The sequence below is a fragment of the Paraburkholderia solitsugae genome (assembly GCF_013177695.1).
GTDB lineage: Bacteria > Pseudomonadota > Gammaproteobacteria > Burkholderiales > Burkholderiaceae > Paraburkholderia > Paraburkholderia solitsugae.
Genome location: NZ_WOEY01000105.1, coordinates 41,012 through 61,532, shown reverse-complemented (window position 1 = coordinate 61,532; position 20,521 = coordinate 41,012). Strand labels below are relative to the sequence as shown.

The 20,521-nt window shown below is 56.9% G+C and carries 17 protein-coding genes; 12 read left to right on the top strand and 5 right to left on the bottom strand.

What is annotated here, in order from left to right:
- Window positions 1-33 precede the first annotated feature (33 nt).
- The 6 genes from GNZ12_RS26980 (at window position 34) to GNZ12_RS26955 (ending at window position 8,798) form a co-directional block, all read left to right on the top strand.
- Window positions 34-312: an HU family DNA-binding protein gene (locus GNZ12_RS26980; RefSeq protein WP_172315244.1), complete on the top strand. Its 279-nt coding sequence runs from the start codon at window positions 34-36 to the stop codon at window positions 310-312.
- 434 nt (window positions 313-746) lie between these two features.
- Window positions 747-1,115 carry a toxin-antitoxin system TumE family protein gene (locus tag GNZ12_RS43955; protein WP_235993903.1) on the top strand — a complete coding sequence of 123 codons (369 nt, stop codon included), beginning with the start codon at window positions 747-749 and terminating at the stop codon, window positions 1,113-1,115.
- The gene (locus tag GNZ12_RS26970) at window positions 1,112-1,471 is read left to right on the top strand and encodes an HVO_A0114 family putative DNA-binding protein (RefSeq protein ID WP_172315242.1); all 360 of its coding nucleotides are present in this window, start codon (window positions 1,112-1,114) and stop codon (window positions 1,469-1,471) included. Before GNZ12_RS43955 ends, GNZ12_RS26970 begins: the two co-directional genes overlap by 4 nt.
- A gap of 99 nt (window positions 1,472-1,570) precedes the next feature.
- A complete protein-coding gene (locus GNZ12_RS26965; RefSeq protein ID WP_172315241.1) occupies window positions 1,571-4,411 on the top strand; it encodes an SNF2-related protein in 2,841 nt (946 codons plus the stop codon).
- The gene (locus GNZ12_RS26960; RefSeq protein ID WP_172315240.1) at window positions 4,408-6,069 is read left to right on the top strand and encodes a site-specific DNA-methyltransferase; all 1,662 of its coding nucleotides are present in this window, start codon (window positions 4,408-4,410) and stop codon (window positions 6,067-6,069) included. Before GNZ12_RS26965 ends, GNZ12_RS26960 begins: the two co-directional genes overlap by 4 nt.
- Window positions 6,070-6,077: 8 nt before the next feature.
- Entirely contained in the window at window positions 6,078-8,798 is a 2,721-nt protein-coding gene (locus GNZ12_RS26955; protein ID WP_172315239.1) for a DEAD/DEAH box helicase family protein, read from the top strand.
- A gap of 123 nt (window positions 8,799-8,921) precedes the next feature.
- Here the strand turns inward: GNZ12_RS26955 and GNZ12_RS26950 are convergent, their stop codons facing one another.
- Window positions 8,922-9,215, bottom strand: a complete 294-nt coding sequence (locus tag GNZ12_RS26950; RefSeq protein WP_172315238.1) for a helix-turn-helix domain-containing protein — start codon at window positions 9,213-9,215, stop codon at window positions 8,922-8,924.
- A gap of 98 nt (window positions 9,216-9,313) precedes the next feature.
- Between GNZ12_RS26950 and GNZ12_RS26945 the strand changes: the two genes are divergently transcribed.
- Window positions 9,314-10,171 carry a DUF5131 family protein gene (locus GNZ12_RS26945; protein ID WP_172315237.1) on the top strand — a complete coding sequence of 286 codons (858 nt, stop codon included), beginning with the start codon at window positions 9,314-9,316 and terminating at the stop codon, window positions 10,169-10,171.
- Window positions 10,172-10,190: 19 nt separating this feature from the next.
- Complete coding sequence (locus GNZ12_RS26940; RefSeq protein WP_172315236.1) at window positions 10,191-11,456, top strand: three-Cys-motif partner protein TcmP; 1,266 nt, start codon at window positions 10,191-10,193, stop codon at window positions 11,454-11,456.
- 131 nt (window positions 11,457-11,587) lie between these two features.
- Here the strand turns inward: GNZ12_RS26940 and GNZ12_RS26935 are convergent, their stop codons facing one another.
- The 4 genes from GNZ12_RS26935 to GNZ12_RS26920 all read right to left on the bottom strand — a co-directional run bounded on the left by GNZ12_RS26935 (window position 11,588) and on the right by GNZ12_RS26920 (window position 14,780).
- Complete coding sequence (locus tag GNZ12_RS26935) at window positions 11,588-12,484, bottom strand: nucleotidyltransferase domain-containing protein (protein WP_216673375.1); 897 nt, start codon at window positions 12,482-12,484, stop codon at window positions 11,588-11,590.
- A gap of 9 nt (window positions 12,485-12,493) precedes the next feature.
- A complete protein-coding gene (locus tag GNZ12_RS26930) occupies window positions 12,494-13,429 on the bottom strand; it encodes a patatin-like phospholipase family protein (protein WP_172315235.1) in 936 nt (311 codons plus the stop codon).
- On the bottom strand, window positions 13,429-13,656 hold the full coding sequence (locus tag GNZ12_RS26925; RefSeq protein ID WP_172315234.1) for a hypothetical protein: 228 nt from the start codon (window positions 13,654-13,656) through the stop codon (window positions 13,429-13,431). The genes GNZ12_RS26930 and GNZ12_RS26925 overlap by 1 nt, the downstream gene beginning before the upstream one ends.
- Before the next feature lie 278 nt (window positions 13,657-13,934).
- Window positions 13,935-14,780 carry an IclR family transcriptional regulator gene (locus GNZ12_RS26920; RefSeq protein WP_172315233.1) on the bottom strand — a complete coding sequence of 282 codons (846 nt, stop codon included), beginning with the start codon at window positions 14,778-14,780 and terminating at the stop codon, window positions 13,935-13,937.
- A 118-nt stretch (window positions 14,781-14,898) separates the two neighbouring features.
- Between GNZ12_RS26920 and GNZ12_RS26915 the strand changes: the two genes are divergently transcribed.
- The 4 genes from GNZ12_RS26915 (at window position 14,899) to GNZ12_RS26900 (ending at window position 20,023) form a co-directional block, all read left to right on the top strand.
- Window positions 14,899-17,244 carry a cytochrome P450/oxidoreductase gene (locus tag GNZ12_RS26915; protein ID WP_172315232.1) on the top strand — a complete coding sequence of 782 codons (2,346 nt, stop codon included), beginning with the start codon at window positions 14,899-14,901 and terminating at the stop codon, window positions 17,242-17,244.
- 82 nt (window positions 17,245-17,326) lie between these two features.
- Complete coding sequence (locus GNZ12_RS26910; RefSeq protein WP_172315231.1) at window positions 17,327-18,682, top strand: MFS transporter; 1,356 nt, start codon at window positions 17,327-17,329, stop codon at window positions 18,680-18,682.
- A 235-nt stretch (window positions 18,683-18,917) separates the two neighbouring features.
- A complete protein-coding gene (locus GNZ12_RS26905; protein WP_172315230.1) occupies window positions 18,918-19,190 on the top strand; it encodes a hypothetical protein in 273 nt (90 codons plus the stop codon).
- 227 nt (window positions 19,191-19,417) lie between these two features.
- The gene (locus GNZ12_RS26900; RefSeq protein ID WP_172315229.1) at window positions 19,418-20,023 is read left to right on the top strand and encodes a hypothetical protein; all 606 of its coding nucleotides are present in this window, start codon (window positions 19,418-19,420) and stop codon (window positions 20,021-20,023) included.
- Window positions 20,024-20,521 lie beyond the last annotated feature (498 nt).

Genomic DNA, 20,521 nt, shown 5'->3' with positions numbered 1-20,521 from the left:
GGGTCGGGTTTTACTCACAGAACAGGGCTGTCCATGAACAGGCAGGAACTCATCAGCGCGGTCGCCTATCGCACCGGCGACAGCAAGGCCGCCACCGGCGAAGCCATCGATGCGGTGCTCGGGGCGATCATGCGCGCGCTGACCGCCGGCGACGCCGTGCAACTGGTCGGCTTCGGGTCGTTCTCGACGGGGCAGCGCGCGGCACGCATCGGCCGCAATCCGTCGACGGGCGAAGAGATGCAGATTGCTGCCGCGAAAACGGTCAAGTTCACGGCCGGCAAGGCATTCAAGGATGCGGTCAAAGCGTCATGACGACGGTGGCGATCGCGCCCGGCGACTACGCCGGGCTGCACAAGGAAGTGGTCAGTGTCGTTGAGTCGCCTTGCAGCTCAACCCCTATCGTCGAGGGAACAATGAGGCTGACTATCCCTTGCGGGCCGAGACAATAACTGGTGCGACTTCACGTCGCACACGTACGTAAAAGTCCGAATCTTGAGGGCGCCCCAACCTGTCCTCAGAGTCGATCTCACCCCACGCGAAAGCGGGCAGACTTCGACCGGGTCGTTCTCGACGAGCTTGTTTGGTGAACCTAGGGTTTTAGGCACAGTGGAACGATTATCGTTTTTTCGCGTAACTGTTCCACTGTGCCTCAAACCCCTAGGAGCCCGCGTGCGTCCCTGCAGGCACCTCCCAACACCACGGGCGCGATCGCTTGACTAACTTATCACTAGATGATAAGTTGGCTTATGGTCAATCGTGATGCAAGCCTCGACGCCCTTCTCTTGCTTGATGGGGACACTTTCTTCGCGGACGCCGAAGGGGAATATTGGGTGAAATTCAGCGTGCAACAGGTCCAGGTAACGCAGATGCGTCCCCACGGGCTGCATTATTCGCTGACGTTGCACGACAGGAGCGGCACGCGCCTTCTTGGCTTTGATAACGCGCACGCGATCCGCGAAGGAACTGGACCCGGAGCCAGAACCCGCATCGAGTACGATCATCTCCACAGTGGGGAGAGAGTGCGGTTTTATGTCTACCAGGACGCCGCGACTTTGCTGGCGGATTTCTGGACTGAAGTTGAAGCGATATTGCAGAAGAGGAGTACCCAGCCATGAATACGCTGAAAGTCGGTATTGCCACGTTTGAACAGTACAAGGCCCGCACGATGGCGATCGCGCGCGGCGACTACGTGCCGGCCGTCGACGAACCTAAAGTCTGGTTCCAGTCGCTGGAAAGTTTCGCGCGCGTGCTTTCGGACAAGAACCGGGAGCTGTTGACGCTCATCGCGCAAACAGAACCAGCTTCCGTCCGTGAGCTGGCGGAGAAGACCGGTCGCGCCGAATCCAATCTGTCGCGAACGCTCAAAACCATGGAGAGCCACGGGCTGGTGCATTTCGAGAAAGGCCCCGGGCGGCAGTTGGTCCCGCGTGTGAACTACTCGGGCGTCGAACTGGCTGTTTCGTTCCAGTGAATCCTCAAGCTGGGCCGATAAGCGCTTGCCGACTCTTGGCGAGCGCAGGAAAAATCATGCAGTGATCACACGGTCGGATAAGAAAGGCATCGCCATAGAATGACAACCGACACCCGAGCTCTCACGCGACATCAAAGCGCTTTCTTTGCCCATCGCATCACCCTTGAAGGGGTGGGTGACGATGCGCTTGCGCAATCGCTATCAACCGCGCGCGTCGATATGAACCCACATCAGGTTGATGCGGCGCTTTTTGCATTGGGATCGCCTCTCTCGAAAGGTGTCATTCTTGCGGACGAGGTCGGGTTGGGAAAAACAATCGAAGCAAGCTTGGTAATCGCGCAACGCTGGGCGGAACGCCGGCGGCGAATTTTGCTGGTCGTGCCCGCATCGCTTCGCAAGCAGTGGAGCCAGGAGTTGTTCGATAAGTTTTCGCTCCCTTCCATCATCGTTGAGAGCAAAAGCTATAACCTGGCGAAGAAGAATGGTAATGCTCGTCCGTTCGAGCGGCCTGACACGATCATCATCACCTCCTATGAGTTTGCGGCAGCGAAAGCCGAAGACATTGCACAGGGCCGGTGGGACCTGGTCGTCTATGACGAAGCTCACAGGCTACGCAATGTCTACAAACAGGGCACTGGCCTGCGAGCAAAGCGGCTGCGTGAAGCCACCAGTTCCTCCTTCAAGATCCTCCTGACCGCCACGCCGCTGCAGAATTCCCTCATGGAGTTGTACGGACTGGTTTCGGTTATCGACGAACATTTTTTCGGTGATGAGAACGGATTCCGATCGTCGTATGTCGGGGGCGGCTCTGCCAATAATGGGTTTCTGTTTTTGCGGAAGCGTCTTGAATCGATTTGCAAGCGCACGCTGCGCCGTCAGGTGCAGCAAGCTGGCCTGATCAAATACACTGCCCGTTGCCCGCTGACGCTGTCATTTGAACCGTCCGACAACGAAGCGCGCCTTTATACGGCCGTGTCGTCCTACCTGCAGCGGCCGGGCACCATCGCCTTCGGTGATCGGCCAAACGCACTGGTTACGCTCGTTGTCCGCAAGATTCTCGGCTCCTCGACCTTCGCCCTGTCCGAGACATTGGCGAAAATCATCGAACGCCTAAAAGCCAAGGAGCGGCCGTCGATCGAAAACCTGGTTGACTACGACGTGATCGACGAGGCGGCTGAAGAATTCGACGATGACGACGCAGAAGACGACGAAATTGACCCCGTCAAGCTGGCGGCAGAAATCGCCGAGCTGGAAGAATATCGCACCCTTGCACTGGCAATCGGTGAGAACGCGAAAGGCGGCAAGCTGGTAAGTGCTCTCCCGGGCGCATTAGACATGATCGTCACCAAAGGCGGTCAGCGAAAAGCGGTCATTTTCACGGAGTCCGTCCGCACGCAACGCTATCTCGCGGAGCTCCTTTCGGCCAACGGGCACGCCGATGAGATCGTGCTTCTGAACGGTCAGAATAACGATCCTTCGAGCGGGGCGATTTACCGGGACTGGCTCGCCCGCCACAAGGGTTCCGATGTCGTTTCGGGTTCAAAGACCGCGGACATGAAAGCAGCGGTCGTGGAAGCTTTCCGCGACCAAAAATCTGTTCTGATCGCGACTGAATCGGGCGCGGAAGGTATCAACCTTCAATTCTGCTCCCTGGTCGTCAACTTCGATCTGCCCTGGAATCCGCAACGGGTCGAACAGCGCATCGGCCGCTGTCATCGTTACGGCCAGAAAATCGACGTGACCGTCGTCAATTTTTTGAATCTGAAAAACAGGGCTGAGCAGCGTGTGTACGAGTTGCTCGACCAGAAATTCAAGCTTTTTGACGGTGTCTTTGGTGCCAGCGACGAGGTCCTTGGAGCGATTGAACGTGGCGTGGACATTGAGCGCCGCATCCTCGAAATCGTCCAGGCTGCCCGGAACGAGACCGAAATCAATATGGCGTTTGACCAACTCCAGGTCGATTTGCAGTCTCAGATCAGCGAGCAGGTCCTCGACGCACGCAAGCGACTCCTTGAGAACGTCGACGAAAAGGTCACACGGCAACTTAAAACCCGCGATGGGGAAATCCGCAAGCACCTGTCTGATCTCGACCGAGATCTGTTGCGGATCGCGCAAACGGAACTGCCCGAGGCAAGTTTCCATGCCGATGACGAACGGCGTTTCGACTATCAAGGGCAGACTTACACGACCGAGTGGCCATTGGCCGACGAACGCGGGTGGCTGTTCTTCCGCATGACCGAGGGAACCCTGGCGCAGAAGGTGATCGCCCAGGCTAAGGAGCGCGCGTTCCCGAGGGTCGGTCATCTGCGATTCGATCTTTCCGCCTATCCGGGCAGGCTTGCTGACGTTGAACCATTGCGCGGGTCCGGGGGGTGGCTGCGGGTTGGCAAACTGAGGATCAATACAGCGGCCGTTGTCCGCGAACACCTTGTCCTGTCACTCGTAACCGACAACGGACAGGAGGCGCATCCGGACACGTTCGAACGGCTTTTTGCTGTGCCCGCCAGCGACCTTGGCGAGACCACTGACGTCGCGCCTAACGAAACACTGGATGCGGTAGAAGCTGAGCGGCGTAAAAGTCTTCTCGCCCTCGCTGAGGAGCAGAACAACGTCTGGCTGGAAGAAGAGGGCGAAAAACTTGATGCCTATGGTGACGACCTGGAACGCGCGTTCGAGGCCGATGTGAAGACAATCGATATTGAAATCAAAGCAGCAAGAAAAGCATTGCGAGGATCGAATTTACCCATGAGTGAAAAACTCACAGAGAAGCGACGTATCAGTGCTCAGGAAGCCAAGCGCGACAAGATGAAGGCGGCGTTTTTCGACCGGAAGGCCGAAATCCGTGCAGAAGTGGAATCAATGCTCGACAAAATTCAGGAAAGTCTAAAGATAGCGCCGACGCTCACACCGTTGTTCACCATCCGGTGGGAGATTATATGAGCAAGAAGCAGCGTCTCGAGCTGACCTGGGTTGGCAAGGATAACCGGCAGCACCTCGAACCACGGATCCTCATTGAAGATCAGTCGAAGTCGCATCACGCGAAGCATCGCTTGACGGACAGTGACCTATTCGACAATCGGCTAATCTTCGGCGACAACTTGCTGGCACTCAAGGCACTCGAATCAGAGTTCGCGGGCAAGGTGAAGTGCGTCTTCATCGATCCTCCCTATAACACCGGTAGCGCCTTCACGCACTACGATGACGGCGTGGAACATTCAATCTGGCTGTCGCTCATGCGTGACCGACTCGAAATAATCCAACGGTTGCTATCGGACGATGGATCGCTTTGGATCACGATTGACGACAATGAAGCTCACTACCTCAAGGTATTGTGCGATGAGGTGTTTGGCCGGAGTAACTACAAAACGACGATAACTTGGCAACGGAAATACAGCGTTAGCAATAATTTTCAGGGCATAGCATCGATTTGTGATTTTGTTTTGGTTTATGCCAAAAGCGATCAGTTCAAAAATAAGTTATTACCCAGGACTGAAGAATCAGCCGCCCGATACTCAAACCCTGATGACGATCCAAGAGGACCGTGGAAGGCCGTTGATTATCTTAATCAGGCAACTCCGGAAAAGCGGCGCAATCTCTGCTACGACATAGTCAACCCGAATAACGGGATGGTGATTAAGAATACCAAGAAGGCTTGGAAATACGACCCGCAGACGCACCAACGTCATGTCGACGAAGACCGCATCTGGTGGGGTCGCGATGGGACTAACACTGTGCCAGCATTGAAGCTATTTCTTTCCGAAGTCCGGGATGGAATGACCCCCCACAATTGGTGGCCTCACGACGAAGTCGGTCATACAGACGAATCCAAGAAAGAAATGATTGGTTTGTATGGTCCTCAAAATGTGTTCGATACTCCGAAACCGGAGCGGCTCCTCAAGCGCATTCTCGAAATTGCGACCGATCCCAATGATCTTGTGTTGGATTCATTTGCTGGCTCCGGTACGACGGGCGCAGTGGCGCAGAAAATGGGCCGTCGTTGGATCATGGTCGAGTTAGGCGAGCATTGCCACACGCATGTTATTCCACGGTTGACGAAAGTCGTTGACGGCGAGGATTCAGGCGGCGTAACGGACTCTGTGGGGTGGAAAGGCGGAGGTGGCTTTCGGTACTACCGCCTTGCGCCGTCATTGCTTCAGAAGGACAAATGGGGTAACTGGGTCATCCAAACTGACTACAACGCCGCCATGCTCGCCGAGGCCGTGTGCAAGCTGATGGGATTCACCTACGATCCGAGCGAGCAGCATTATTGGATGCACGGTCATTCTTCTGAGCGAGATTTTATCTACGTCACGACGCAAAGCTTGACGCACGAACAGCTGCGCGCGCTCTCCGAGGAAGTCGGTGACGAGCGCAGCCTGCTTGTCTGCTGCAAGGCTTTCAACGCCAAAGCGGATTCGTTCGCGAACCTGACGGTGCGAAAGATCCCCCTTGCCGTGCTGCGCAAATGCGAATGGGGCAAAGACGACTACAGTCTGACCGTCCAGAACCTGCCAATCGCCAAGCCAGAGCCGGTCAAGCGCAGCTCCCCGAAGACGGCGGCCCGACCGCAGCCTGATTTGTTTGCAGAAAAGGAATAGCACGAATAATGAGCCGGGAACTGCATACCATCACACAGCGATTGTCTCTTCGTCCGCCACAAGCCGCTTCTCTGGAAATCCTTGCGGAGGTATTACAGCGTGTCCCACTGAGAAAGGACATCGCTGATGGCCGGGCACTCGCAGCTATCCGCGAAACCTGGCCGCAATTTGAGGATTTCGAGCGTGACTTTCCATCGCTCTGCTTTGCCCTTGCAACGGGCGTGGGGAAAACACGTCTGATGGGCGCGTTTATCGCCTATCTCTATCTGACAGGAAAAAGCCGGCATTTCTTCGTCCTGGCACCGAACACAACGATCTACCAAAAGCTGATCAATGACTTCACGCCAGGTCATCCCAAATACGTTTTCAAGGGTATCGCTGAGTTTGCAACCAATCCGCCGCTGCTGATCACCGGCGACAATTACGAGAGCGGCCGGGGCGTCCGTCTCGAAGGCGGTCGAGCCTCCGACCTTTTCGGTAGCGATGTCCATATCAACATCTTCAACATCGACAAGATTAACAAGGAAGAGGGACCGCGCGGAAGTCCCAAGATGAAGAAGTTGCAGGAAACGATCGGCGAGAGCTACTACGATTATCTCGCGGGCCTGGATGATCTTGTGCTCGTGATGGACGAAGCGCACCGCTATCGCGCGAGCGCAGGTGCCAAAGCCATCGACGGGTTGAAGCCAATTCTCGGGCTTGAATTGACGGCTACACCGAAGACGGTGGGCGCGAATTCCGTACCGTTCCGTAACGTGATCTACAGCTACAGCCTGGGGCAGGCAATGGCGGACGGGTTTGTTAAAGAGCCGGCCGTAGCCACGCGGAAAGATTTCGACCCGAAATCGGTGTCTGATGAGCGCCTCGAGCAGATCAAGCTTGAGGATGCAGTTCACAACCATGACCACGTTGCCGTCGAGCTTGACCGGTATCACCGCGTGACGGGGCGACCAAGGGTGCAGCCATTCATTCTGCTTGTCGCACAGGACACCGACCATGCGCGGCGTCTACGCGGCTACATTGAGTCGGATGATTTTTTCATGGGCCGATTTAAAGACAAGGTCGCAGAGGTTCATTCGGCTTTGCGGGGTGAAGAAAGCGAGGACGCTACCCAACGCCTCGTGGCGCTGGAGCAGGACGGTCGCACTGAGATCGTGATCCACGTCAATAAGCTCAAAGAGGGCTGGGACGTGACCAACCTCTACACGATCGTTCCGCTGCGGGCGTCCGCCTCCGATATTTTGACGGAGCAGACGCTTGGTCGTGGTCTTCGCTTGCCATACGGGGAGCGCGTGACGCGAAGCGGCGAGGAGGACTTTGCGGCCGTCGACAGGCTGACAGTTATCGCCCATGACCGCTTCGACGAAATCATCCAGAAGGCCAGAGAGCCCGGCTCGATCGTCATGACGCATATTGAGATCGGCGATGGATGCGACGTTTCTTCCGCTGGCGCCGCGCTCGTGACCGCCCCTTCGATTGCGGAAATTATGATCACTGGTGGTGGTCCGTCACTTCCTGGCCTGGAGGAGGCGGCGGCACCGGTTTTCACACTGAACACACCGGAAGAAACCCGCACGGCAGAAGTAACGCTCGAAGTGATCCGGCGCTTTGAACGCAAGCTCGGAAGCGCGGAAGAGCTCCGAACTCCCGACGTGCAGCGTCAGATAACCGAAGCCGTTCAAGAGATCATCCGACCGGCGCAAGGGACGTTAGCGGGCATGGTGTCTGCGCCGCGCGTCGATCAGATCGTGGAAGCCGTGACGCAAACTGTAGCCGAGCGGACACTGTCTATCCCTCAGATTTTGGTCATTCCGAAACGGCAGGTAACGTTCCAGTTCGCCGACTTCGATTTGAAAGACCTGACCACAATCAACGTCCGGCCGATCGACGATGGATTGGTGGTTCAAAGCCTGCGAACCGAGGTTCGAATATATCTGGCGAAAACTGTCGATGATCCTCGCGAGGAGCGCCTCGAGGATTACCTGGTCCGCTTCCTGATCGAGCGGAACGAGGTTGATTACGATGCCCATGCCGATCTGCTTTACAAGCTCGCGGGCCAAATGGTCGCTCGCATCAATTCGTACCTGACGACTGCAGCAGAGACGGAAAACGTACTTCTGAGAAATGGTCGCCAGCTTGCCGAGTTCATCTTCGCGCAGATGATGCAGAACTATGTCGAAACGCCCTTGGGCGAAGACGACTATGAGGTTCGTGTGGCGCGCGGATTCACCTTGCTTCAGGCTCAGCCGTTCAATGTGGTTCCGGGGCAAAGAGTGCACGACTTCCGCCAACCTGTATCGCCGGCATCTGACACGAAACGGCAGGTGTTTGGCGGATTCAAGAACTGCTGTTATTCCCTCCAGAAATTCGATTCGGATCCGGAACGCCGGTTCGCCGTTCTGATCGATGCCGACCCGTCGGTCGAGAAGTGGTTGAAACCAGGTAGGACTCAGTTTCAGATTGAATATCGTGCCGGCGACAACTACGAACCGGATTTCGTTGTCGAAACTCGAGATCGCATGCTGATCTGCGAGGTGAAGAGCAGGAACGAACTCAACGATCTCGTGGTGCAAGCCAAGTCGCAAGCCGCCACGAAATGGTGCCGGGCCGCAAGCCAACATGCCGCCGAGCGTGGTGGCAAGCCTTGGGCTTATGCGCTCATCGGCGACGACCAGATCATCGGTAGTGCGACGCTGACCGGGTTGATGGCGCGTTTTACCCAAGGTTAGCGCGTCGGGCGAAGGATGGGAAAGCGCGACCGCCCGGCACATTGAGAGACTGCTTATCGGGCAGCCTCCCCATCCTTATCTCGGTCCGCAGTTCAGCTGCGCCCCGGACCTCACATGGCGCGGTCAAGGAAAATTGGATAACAGATCATAAACTGCGCGACGGACTGCCGCCTGCTCGGGGCGCGACAACTTCTTTTGAATCAGGTCGGCCAGATCTTGAGGACTGATTTCCTCCTGACGGATCATCCCCAAAATATGCATGCACTGCATCAAGAACTCGTCCGGCGGCTTCACTTTCCCTGCCGCATAGCGCGATAGATTGTATTGTGTAATGCCGTGCTTTGACGCAAAATCGCTCTGTCTCAAGCCTGTTTGCTTCCATGCTTTTCGCACGATTTCGCCGGGAGATGAGGCCATAATATTGCTTTTAGCGTACTGAATTTATGCGGAGTATATGCTTTACATGCATAAACACAATACCTACAATGCGTGCTACGGGAGGCTAGGAGCGTGTAATGGGCAAGGAAAGCAAAATCGAATGGACGCATCACACTTTCAATCCGTGGTGGGGATGTGTGCGCGTGTCTCCGGCTTGCAAGTTCTGTTACGCTGAGACATGGGCAAAGCGGCTCGGGGCCGATATCTGGGGCAGCAAGGCGGAACGTCGGTTCTTCACGGATGCTCACTGGCAGGAGCCGATTAAATGGAACAAGGAGGCCGCAGTTGATGGCGTGCGCCGGCGGGTCTTTTGCGCCTCGATGGCTGACGTATTCGAGAATCGAAAGGATTTGCACGCCCCTCGTGAACGCCTGTGGGGATTGATTGAAGCCACGCCTCATCTGGACTGGTTGCTGCTCACGAAACGAATCGAGCATGTAAAAAAACTTGCCCCTTGGCATGGCAAGTGGCCGGCGAACATCTGGCTGGGCACTTCTACAGAGAAACAGAACTGGCTCGAGAAGCGTGTCGACCATCTGCTCGCACATGATGTCGTCGTTCGTTTCGTTTCAGCCGAACCTCTTCTCGGGCCGCTGGACATCGCACAGTGGTTGGCTAAGCCTGGAGCGTTGAGCGCCGGCATCAACTGGGTCATTGCCGGCGGTGAAAGTGGTGCGCATGCGAGATGGATGAATCCTGTGTGGGCGGAAAGTCTGCGTGATCAATGTCGGAATGCCGCTGTACCATTTCACTTTAAGCAATGGGGACATTGGGCTCCTGAAGAAATCATCGAGGAAGGTATTTCCGCGCGCGCCCAGCGCGTCGAGGTAGTTGGAAGAATGGGCGAGATGATTCGCATGGTCAAAGTGGGGAAGACCAAATCGGGAAGATTGCTAGATGGCTCCACGTGGGACGAATTCCCAAGGGGGGCATAGGCTATAGCCTAGGGGACATATGCCGCAAAATCACTATGATTGGAAAAACGGCCCTGCAAAATTACAACAGCATAGCGTTGCCAAACATGATCTTCTACGAAGTTATCTGGCAGCATATTTCCCCACACTGGTCAGTTCGCCGCATCAGGAAGAATTGCGTCTGACCATCGTGGATGGATTTGCTGGCGGCGGAGCCTATGAACACGATGTTACGGGACAATTTCTGCTCGGCTCGCCCTTCATTTGCCTCAAGGCCGCAGAAGAAGCAGAAGTTCGAATCAATCATCCTGGGCGTATAAAGAAGGTCAAATTTAACGTCGACTATATCTTTGTTGAAAAGAATCGGGATGCTGCAAACTACCTGACCAAGACGATTGGCGAGCAAGGCTTCGGTTCTCGCGTAAGCAAGGACATCCATCTCATTCAAGGTGACTTCCGATTGCATGCCGACAGGATTATCGAGCATGTCCGGAAAAAGACCCCCAGAAGCGGCAGATCAATTTTTATTCTCGATCAATACGGCTACGCAAAAGTGCCCATGCCGTTGCTTGCAAAGATTTTCCAGACGCTGCCAAGGGCTGAAGTGATTTTGACGTTCAACGTCGATTCGTTCAATTCATATGCGAGCGACAAAGGCGGACGCTCTCCGCTGGAAGGCATCGGGTTGCCGAATGTATTTCAGGGGAAAAGTCTTCAGGAGATCAAGAATAATGAGCGTGACTGGCGCGCTTACATTCAGAGTCAACTCTACCCGCACATCGTCAAATCGGCGGGGTCACGTTTTCATACGCCATTCTTTATCCGGTCCACCCAGGGGCATGGCGATTTCTGGCTACTCCATCTATCAATGCACCAGAAGGCGCGTGATGTAATGACGGAGGTTCACTGGGAGCACAGCAATACCTTTATCCACTATGGTGGCGAGGGGCTGGACATGTTCAAAATTGGCTATATCACGAACGCCGATGAAAGGTTCACTCAGCAGGGCAAGCTTGGGTATACGTTTGATGACGATGCAAGGAAACGCACCGAAGAACGGCTACATCTTGATATTCCGCGCTTGATATACGCGGACGAAGATGGACAGAGTTACGAGACGTTGCACGCGACCACATGCAACGATTCGCCCGCAACGTCGAGGATTTACAAAGATGTATTGAGCAGCCTTGCAAAGCAGGGTGAGATCGAGATTGTCTCGCCCGACGGGCGTCATAAGACATCGGCGAACCAAATCAGGGATGAGGATCGAATATTGCCGCCGCGACAGCGTACGTTATTCAACTGAAAGCCGTGTCGTTGCAGCGGCGCATGGTTCTCTGGAGTCAATAAAAGAAGACCGCATCTTAGAGCGGCCGTGGTTCGTTAAGGCCATGTTCGGCGACCGCGATGAGGATGAAGAAGGATCGACAACGTCGCTTACCAGCCATTCCAAAGAGCTACGATACCCTGCATGAACGTCGTGCAGTGATGGCTGTTCCAGGTCACATCGCCATTGCCGTCGAGCAACAGGTATTGCTCGTTCGCACAGAGGAACTTCGAGCGATCGGCCGCAAGCAGCCAGTTGATGGACGTCACCATCGAGTCGACATAGCTGACGCCAAAGCAATGTGTCGGCACGTTGTAGAGGAGCCCTTCAAGGTAGTAGGACGGCGCGGTTCCGGCGTTGATATGACCACGCTCGATCATGTGCTGGCGGGCGTTCTTGAAGATGCGGATGATGTGCTTAAACCATTCGCTGGTCTGTTGGTTCTTGGTAACGAGGTTCTCGCGATGCTGCCGTGGATAGTTGATGACGCGTGTCCCATCAGATTTGTGAAAGCTAATGCCGAGTACGTAGTCGTGTTCTCCTTCTCGGTCTGACACATACCAGTTGTACTTCCTGTGGTGGGTCGCGACCAGCACGTCCGCCTTCCGCCGGCTGTGGAAGGGCTCAATCATTACTGCCTTGGTCCCGGCATGAACGTGGGCACCAAAACGCGCCGTTAGGGCCCCCAGCACGTCTTTGCGAAAGTGGTCATGGGTATAGGTCGCGACGCCGTGCGAAGACCGGAAGGCCTGTTGCTGGTCGGGCGGCAGGGCTGACAAATCATAGGTAAAGATCGAGTCAAGCCGGATGACCACATCGACATCGCTCTCCTTAATGATGTTCGTGTCGTTGCCGTAAGATCCCTGCAGGAAGATCTTGTAGCTCTTGCCGCTGTAGCCGGTTCCAACTGCTTCTAGGGCCAGTTTCACCGTCGCGTAGGTATCTTTCGACGTCGTCTGCGCCCCGATCTGTGCCATACGGGTCAAGTCATCTTCCGGGATTGCCACGGCTTCTCCTCAGGAGAAAAGTTGTCGGAGTTGGCGCTCGTGCTTGCCGAACGATTCGAGGCCGCGCCGGTAGAGCAGTTTCAGTTTTTCGATGTTGTGCTCCATCAGGTCGGCGGCCATGTCGGGGGTGGTGTAGCTGTCGTTAATGCGAACCATGGGCACGTCCGGGCAGAGCAGCATGGCGAGCTGTTCCAAGGAGTGCGTGTTTATCCCCAATGTCTTGTGCAGCAGCCGGACGAGAAAAAACTTCTCGATGGCCCACTTGTGCCAGTATTTGGGCGGTTCGGGGTAGTTGCCGACACCGAGGCTGACGACGCGCAAATCTTCATGGGCGTATCCCAGTGCCTGCGTTGCGTCAACGATGGCGTAGAGGGTCGGGTTGTTAGCGCAGTAGCCACCGTCGATCAGTTCGACATCTCCGTCGCTGGTCTTGACCAGCTTACGGTTGAAGATCGGATAGGCGGAGCACGAGGCGACAACAGCGTCCGCTACGGACGCGCCGAAGCCTGGCTTAAAGGTGCCTTTGCTTCCATGAGCCTGGCCGATGTGTGCCTTGAAGATCATCGGCTTCTCTTCGAGCCAACGGGCGGTCACGATACCTATGCCGGTCTTCATGCCGCTGAATGCCGTACCATCGAACACCCGGGCAGCTAGCCCCTCCAGCGCGGCCGACCTTGCGTTGCTGCCGCGCATACTCATTAGGCGCGGAACCTCCGCCTCATAGAGCTCACGGATCTCATCAACGCTGCGCCCCAGCGCGAGCAACGTCGCGATGATGGCGCCAGTGCTTGTCCCGAAGATGAGATCAAAGCGCTCGCAGAGTGGTGTGTTGTCGAGCATCGCTTCGAGCTGCTTCAGGACGCCCAGTGTGTAGAAACCTTTAGCGCCGCCGCCATCGAGGCAGAGGATGCGGAAGGGTGTGCGGCGGTCGGTTTCGTCTAACATTATCGTAATGTAACCGAACGTGGGCCCCCTCTGGTGACCATCACCCGATGGGTTTGCACCAGGTAAAGGATGTCAAAATTTGCTTGGTCGATACGGGTAAGCCCCGTTCGTTTTGCGCCAGTTTCGAAAGGCTGATCGCCGAAAGCGGTTGCGAACGACACTTTTGGCGGCCATTTCGGACGTTCAAGTTTTACTGTCAGGTCGAGGCCGACAGTCGAAATCTTCACGCTGGACGTCCTATCAGGTACGAGTGGTCGAGACACCTCTTCCACTGGGCATGTCGATGAGACTTTGATGAATGGTGTTGGTACGTCGAGATCACCCAGATGATGTGTGCCACTTGATATCTGCTTAAGAGCCTTCGCAAAGCGTCGGATACGGCATGTCGGACTTTGTTCGAAGCGCCGAACCAGCGCGCGAGGGGTTGATCTCAGAGCGTGCAGTGGATTGCTAGACCTTGGCATTGGGACGATTCGCTTGCCCGGAGGTTATTGATAGCTATCCTCTACGCCCGCGGTGTCTCCGTGACGTATCCCAGTCTGACGCTGATGGCTTGTGCCTCGCGTCGCACGGCGGCGGCAATCGGCCCATCGATCGATGAGTCGAATCCTCCTGTCGCCCCCAGCGCCGTCAGCGTTCCGCACAGCCGGCCGTTGAAGTCGAAGAGCGGCGCAGCGACCGCGCTGATTCCTTTCAGGTTGGTGTCTTTGACCGTTGCACACTGCGCGGCCTGAACTTCGGCTCTGAGCCGCCCGACAGGATCGTTGGCGTCGAGCTGGCCTCGTAGGTCGGCTGGAGCGTGCGCCAGTTCGTCTTCCGCCATTGCCCGGACGCGGGACTCATCCAGCAGCCCCAGAAAGACCCGGCCCGTTGCAGACCACAGCACCGACATTACGGAGCCCACTCGGACGTTGACCGTCACCGGCAGGCCGGGCTCCTCAAAACGCACGATCGTCGGACCCCGGTTACCCATCACCGCGACGAAACAGGTGACCTCAAGACTTTCTCTGAGCAGCACTAGTGACGGCTCGGCCACCCTGATTGGGTCGACCAGCCTCATCGCAGCGAGTCCGATCGCGAGACATTCCGTCCCCAGCACGTACAGCTGGGTGAGCGGCTCCTGCGCGACCAGAGATTCTTCCATCAGGCTGACCAAATAGCGATGCACCTTCGCCGGACTCTCGTCGACGTAGGCTGCGAGTGCCGTCAGCGACGCGCGTCCCCCGAGCGTGGCCAGGCCTTTCAGCAAGACCACCGCGGTCGTTGCGGATTGGACGCGCTGGCGGCGTCCGCGCTCCGGCGCGGCGGCGGTCGTCGTCCCGGCCGGCGTGATAACTGAGCTTTTTTTCATGGCTGCATTTTAGCGGGGCGCGCCTTGTGGTAGCGGACCATCTCGTAAACCCCGGGATGCAATTTACGCATTGCGTATTATAGTTACGCAAACAGTCTTTTTGCAGTGGGAGATTTTGATGAGCGAGACGATTCCAACGGAGCGTGGCTCCGCATGTCCTTTCAACCACGGCGCGCAAGCCAACCCGGGGCGCACGGGGTCGGGTTGCCCTGTCAGCCGTCGGGCCGCGGAGTTCGATCCGTTCGAAGACGGCTATCAGCAGGATCCGCCGGAGTACGTGCGCTGGGCACGCGAACAGGAACCGGTGTTCTACAGCCCGAAGCTCGGTTACTGGGTCGTCACCCGTTACGACGACATCAAGGCGATCTTCCGCGACAACCTCACGTTCAGTCCCTCGATAGCGCTCGAAAAGATCACTCCGACCGGCCCCGAAGCGAACGGTGTGCTGACCTCGTACGGTTACGCAATGAATCGCACGCTGGTGAACGAGGACGAACCGGCACATATGCCGCGTCGGCGCGCGCTGATGGATCCCTTTACGCCTGAGGCGCTCAGGCATCACGAGCCGATGGTGCGGCGGCTCGCGCGCGAATACGTCGACCGTTTCATCGACGACGGCAAGGCGGACCTCGTCGACCAGATGCTCTGGGAAGTGCCGTTGACCGTCGCGCTGCATTTTCTGGGCGTGCCGGAAGAAGACATGGACACACTGCGCGAATACTCGATCGCGCACACGGTCAATACCTGGGGTCGACCCAAGCCCGAAGAGCAGGTCGAAGTCGCGCATGCGGTCGGCAAATTCTGGCAATTCGCGGGCAAGGTGCTCGACAAGATGCGTCAGGATCCGGACGGCCCTGGCTGGATGCAATACGGCATTCGCAAGCAGAGAGAATTGCCCGAAGTCGTAACCGACTCGTACCTGCATTCGATGATGATGGCCGGCATTGTGGCCGCGCACGAAACGACGGCGAACGCCACAGCGAACGCCATGAAGCTGCTGCTCGAGCATCCTCAGGCATGGCGCGATATCTGCGAAGACCCCGGTCTCATTCCGAACGCAGTGGAAGAGTGCTTGCGGCATAACGGTTCGGTCGCGGCATGGCGGCGTCTTGCAACACGCGACGTGACTGTGGGGGGCATCGACATTCCTGCGGGATCGAAGCTGCTGATCGTCACGTCGTCAGCGAATCACGACGAACATCAGTTTGCGGATGCCGATCTGTTCGATATCCGTCGCGAGAATGCCAGCGACCAACTGACGTTCGGCTACGGGTCACATCAATGCATGGGGAAGAACCTCGCCCGCATGGAGATGCAGATCTTCCTCGAGGAGTTCACGCGTCGCCTTCCGCACATGCGCCTCTCTGCACAGCGCTTCTCGTACGTGCCCAACACGTCGTTCCGCGGCCCGGAGCATCTGCTCGTCGAATGGGACCCGGCGATGAATCCGGAGTGCAATGACGCATCGGTGCTTAAGCCGCGTAGTGCGGTACGCATCGGCGAGCCGTCGGCACACGCTCTCAGCCGGCCGGTTGTCGTTACGTCGGTGTCCCGCGAGACACCCGATATCGTTCGTGTCAGGTTTGCATCGCCGGATGGGCGGCCGCTGCCGCGCTGGACTGCGGGTTCGCATGTCGACGTCGAATGTGGTGCAACGGGCATCTCGCGTCAGTATTCGCTATGCGGGGACCCCGATGATGCAGGAGCGTTCGAAATCGCAGTGCTCAGGGAGACGGAAAGCCGCGGCGGTTCGGCATGGATGCACGACAACGTCAAGGTCGGTGCGCAGTTGAGAATTCGTGGCCCGCGCAATCATTTCCGGCTTGACGAATCAGCGAAGAAGCTGATCCTGATCGCGGGCGGCATTGGAATCACACCCATCAGTGCAATGGCGCGCCGCGCCAGTACGCTTGGCATCGACTATGAAGTTCATTTCAGCGGACGCACGCGGGCCTCGATGGTTTTGCTACCGGAGCTTGCCGAGCTTCATGGTGAACGGCTTCGCGTGTACGTGTCGGATGAAGGGACGCGTAACGATTTCACTGCACTGAACGTGGAAAATGGCACGCAGGTCTATGCATGTGGACCAGTTCGAATGCTCGAAGCCCTGCAGGAAGCGAGCGCCGCGTGGCCCGACGACTCACTAAAAGTCGAGCATTTCGAATCGAAGCTCGGCGCACTCGATCCCGCTAACGAACACGCGTTCGAAGTTGAGTTGAAGGATTCGGGACTCGTCGTTGTGGTGCCCGCCAATCAGACACTGCTCGAGGCGCTGCGCAAGGCGAACGTCGATGTGCAGAGCGATTGCGAAGAAGGCTTATGCGGGTCGTGCGAAGTTCGTGTACTCGCCGGCGAAGTCGATCATCGGGACGTTGTGCTGACCAAAGGCGAGCGGCAATCCAATACCCGCATGATGACCTGCTGTTCCCGCGCGGCCGGCAGGAAGCTCGTGCTGGAACTTTGAAAACATTCCTTTTGCTTTTACTGCCGAGCCGCCCGAACGAACAGGTCGTGAACAAGAGCGGCCGGCTCACCAGGAGACATCCATGAGCAACAAACTTAACGTCAGCGAGTTGATCGACGACGGTCGCTTCGGCATCTATCAGTTAATGATCGTGACGCTTTGTGCGTTATGCCTTGTCATGGACGGATTCGACGTCCAGGCGATGGGTTACGTCGCGCCCGTTGTGATCCGCGAGTGGGGAATTGCCAAGGAGACGTTGTCGCCCGTGTTTGGCGCCGGGCTGTTTGGCATGCTGGTTGGCTCCCTCGCCTTCAGCACGCTTGCGGATCGGGTCGGGCGCCGTCCTGTGCTGATTGCGGCCACATTCTTCTTCTCGATCTGCATGTTCGCGACGGGATTTTCGCATTCGATCGGGGAACTGGTCGGCTGGCGCTTTGCCGCAGGGCTGGGGCTTGGCTGCATCATGCCGAACGCGATGGCACTGGCTGGAGAATACAGTCCGCGCCGGATCCGCGTGACGCTGATGATGATCGTGTCCTGTGGCTTCACGATCGGCGGTGTCATAGGGGGGCTCATCACGGCGTCGTTGATCCCGCATTTCGGCTGGCGCGCGGTGTTTTTCGTCGGCGGTGCGATCCCGTTCGTGCTGGGCATGCTGATGTGGCTGGCGCTGCCGGAGTCGATCCAGTTCCTGATTTTCCGCAAGAGCGACGCTGAGCGTATTCGCCGAAGCCTCGCGCGGATTGCACCGGCCGTAGCCATTCCCGCAGGTCACGTGTTCGAGGTCGCTGAAGAGAAACCGCGCGGCGTGCCGTTCGTAGAATTGTTCAAGGACGGGAGAACGCGTGTGACGTTACTGCTGTGGATCGTCAATTTTGCCAATCTGCTCGACATGTATTTTCTGTCCAACTGGCTGCCGACGGTGGTGCGCGAAGCGGGCTATACGACTTCGATTGCGGTCTACGCGGGTACGGCCCTTTGGGGGGGCGGCGTGATCGGCACGCTCGCGCTTGGCCGTATCATCGACCGCATCGGCTTCACGCGTGTCCTTATCACGACCTTCATGCTTGCGATCGTGACGATTGCCGCGATCGGAAATCCGACCGTGCTCGTCTCCGTCGGTGCGTTGTTCCTGTCGATCTTCCTGACGGGCTTTTCGATCATCGGCGGGCAGCCCGCACTCAATGCGCTCGCCGCCACCTACTACCCGACGGCTTTGCGATCGACCGGCATCGGCTGGAGTCTGGGGATCGGGCGAATCGGATCGGTTGTCGGTCCGGTGCTCGGCGGCGCGCTGATGCATCTGCAGTGGTCGTCAGCGTCGCTTTTCGTGGCCGCGGCCGTGCCCGCATGTGTCGCGCTGGCGGGCGTATTCGCGATTCATCTTTCGATGCGTGGCCGCGCGGGAACGGGTGAGACAGCAGGCGCGTTACATTAAACCGGCCGCCCCCGGGCCGCCTTGTTGCAAACACGGCGAAACTTGCTTTACGAACGTCATCCTGGTCAAGCGATCTGACCGTCAGGACATGCCGGTGAACGCCCCATACGAGTCTAAAAGCGGCCGTTCGATCGGGGAATGTGGCAGTCCGAGAAGGGTCGTGTACTGCCGGTCGCGACAAGCATCGGTTGCGCAAAGACTGGCTCGAACTCGATGGGCGCCGAGGCATAGCCGCGTGGCGCAGCCCGTGCGGCGATACCGCTATCAGCGGCGCGCCAGCCCTACGTTAGAGATCATCTGCCGAAAGCGTTATCCGTTCGCCAGTGCTTGGCAACGCTTTCTGCTCTATCGCCTGCAGAATTCGGCGCTTGCCAAGCTCGAAGGCGAGCATCAATTGTTTTGGGGTCTCGTTCGCAGCACCGAGTTTTTCGCAGTGTACTGCCGGTCAAAGAAAAGTCATCCGCCCACGCAGCCATTCGATCCACCCTTTACGACGGACTTTTCATAGATTTCCGGCTACAAGACCACGCTCGCCCATAGGGGGCGAAACGAATCTCGGATGACACTTCGTTATCAGGTGACGGCTTCAAGGGCTCGCGCTTTAGCGGAGATCCGCCCTTTCACTGGTAAAAATGGCGGATTAATTTCCTTCGCTTACCTATGCTTCTCTAAGTAGTAAATCTAAAAGGCGACGAGAGTTGAGAAAGACCGGCGCTTTGAATTTGAGGAGAAACCGTGCGCATCATCATGTTCTGTGCAGTTGCACTACTCGCGAACCTACCGTTTTCAGGTCAAGCAGAAACGCATTCGGCTGACATTCACGTCTGGTCAAATACGACCGACGAAGTCCGTGTATGGATTAGGGACTGGAATCCCGACGTGCCACCGCATAAGGGGTCATTCACCGCGCAAATGTGGTTCTGGGATCAATGTAGCGCCTCTCGGAGGGGGATCTCCGGAATAACACCCAGCAATCCGGCAGGGAATCCAGCGTCCTTCGTAGCGGTCCGCGCGAACTTCGGTCGGTTCGCGGTACATGACTCGACCTACACCTTTCAGGTTATTGATGAGGATCAGAAAAGTGACATTGGCGATCTCAAGCGTGGCGACGTGGTTGTGACATTTGAACAACCAGATGGCACCGCAAGCAAAAACAAAGTGGTCGCAAACATGCTTCAGGCTGGCCTAAGCGGCAGCACCTGTCCTCAGCCCAAGCCTCCAATCACGAAGGGGGGGCAGACGCCACAACAACACACGGCCGGACATTGCCAGCAAGGTGGCGGTGTGTGCGATCTAATTCAAAGTCAGTCTTGTGGGAGCGCAGATCTCTGCGTTCCGTGAGGACGCTATCACAAGTTGTCGTGGCTTGTGACGACCGCGCCAACGCCTACTACTTCTGACGTTGGAAACGTCGTCGCGGGCGGAAAGTTGGAGGTTAAACGAAATAAACGGCGGATAGTTCAGAGTTCGCTTAACCGTCAGTGCCGAATTTAATGAGATCGGTAGCCACAGGGACGATGCCAAGAATTGGCGAAACTCAAGGTTGGTTGAGCGCCGACGACTTTGAGAGCGAAATACCCCGCTAGCCGTCATCGGAAAGATACGAGCCGAACGACCGAGTCGGGTCTATCAACGACAGTGTCGGACGGCCGAGTCCTCACAGGAAATGTCGGCCGCCCGGATTTTTGCACTAACTGTCGCAGTAGTTTTTCACTTACCTGGCACAGTTTTCACTCTCCGTGGCACGCGACAACGAGCGCGAGGTGTCCAGTGCCACAAAACGTGAGAAGTCGAGTCCTTGATTTTGTGGAACTTCTTCAGTAATTCAGTCCTGTATCT

What these genes read in the sequence shown, in the direction of transcription:
- GNZ12_RS26980 (WP_172315244.1), top strand. Translation starts at nt 34, where the DNA reads ATGAACAGGCAGGAACTCATCAGCGCGGTCGCCTATCGCACCGGCGAC.
- GNZ12_RS43955 (WP_235993903.1), top strand. Translation starts at nt 747, where the DNA reads ATGGTCAATCGTGATGCAAGCCTCGACGCCCTTCTCTTGCTTGATGGG.
- GNZ12_RS26970 (WP_172315242.1), top strand. Translation starts at nt 1,112, where the DNA reads ATGAATACGCTGAAAGTCGGTATTGCCACGTTTGAACAGTACAAGGCC.
- GNZ12_RS26965 (WP_172315241.1), top strand. Translation starts at nt 1,571, where the DNA reads ATGACAACCGACACCCGAGCTCTCACGCGACATCAAAGCGCTTTCTTT.
- GNZ12_RS26960 (WP_172315240.1), top strand. Translation starts at nt 4,408, where the DNA reads ATGAGCAAGAAGCAGCGTCTCGAGCTGACCTGGGTTGGCAAGGATAAC.
- GNZ12_RS26955 (WP_172315239.1), top strand. Translation starts at nt 6,078, where the DNA reads ATGAGCCGGGAACTGCATACCATCACACAGCGATTGTCTCTTCGTCCG.
- GNZ12_RS26950 (WP_172315238.1), bottom strand. Translation starts at nt 9,215, where the DNA reads ATGGCCTCATCTCCCGGCGAAATCGTGCGAAAAGCATGGAAGCAAACA.
- GNZ12_RS26945 (WP_172315237.1), top strand. Translation starts at nt 9,314, where the DNA reads ATGGGCAAGGAAAGCAAAATCGAATGGACGCATCACACTTTCAATCCG.
- GNZ12_RS26940 (WP_172315236.1), top strand. Translation starts at nt 10,191, where the DNA reads ATGCCGCAAAATCACTATGATTGGAAAAACGGCCCTGCAAAATTACAA.
- GNZ12_RS26930 (WP_172315235.1), bottom strand. Translation starts at nt 13,429, where the DNA reads ATGTTAGACGAAACCGACCGCCGCACACCCTTCCGCATCCTCTGCCTC.
- GNZ12_RS26920 (WP_172315233.1), bottom strand. Translation starts at nt 14,780, where the DNA reads ATGAAAAAAAGCTCAGTTATCACGCCGGCCGGGACGACGACCGCCGCC.
- GNZ12_RS26915 (WP_172315232.1), top strand. Translation starts at nt 14,899, where the DNA reads ATGAGCGAGACGATTCCAACGGAGCGTGGCTCCGCATGTCCTTTCAAC.
- GNZ12_RS26910 (WP_172315231.1), top strand. Translation starts at nt 17,327, where the DNA reads ATGAGCAACAAACTTAACGTCAGCGAGTTGATCGACGACGGTCGCTTC.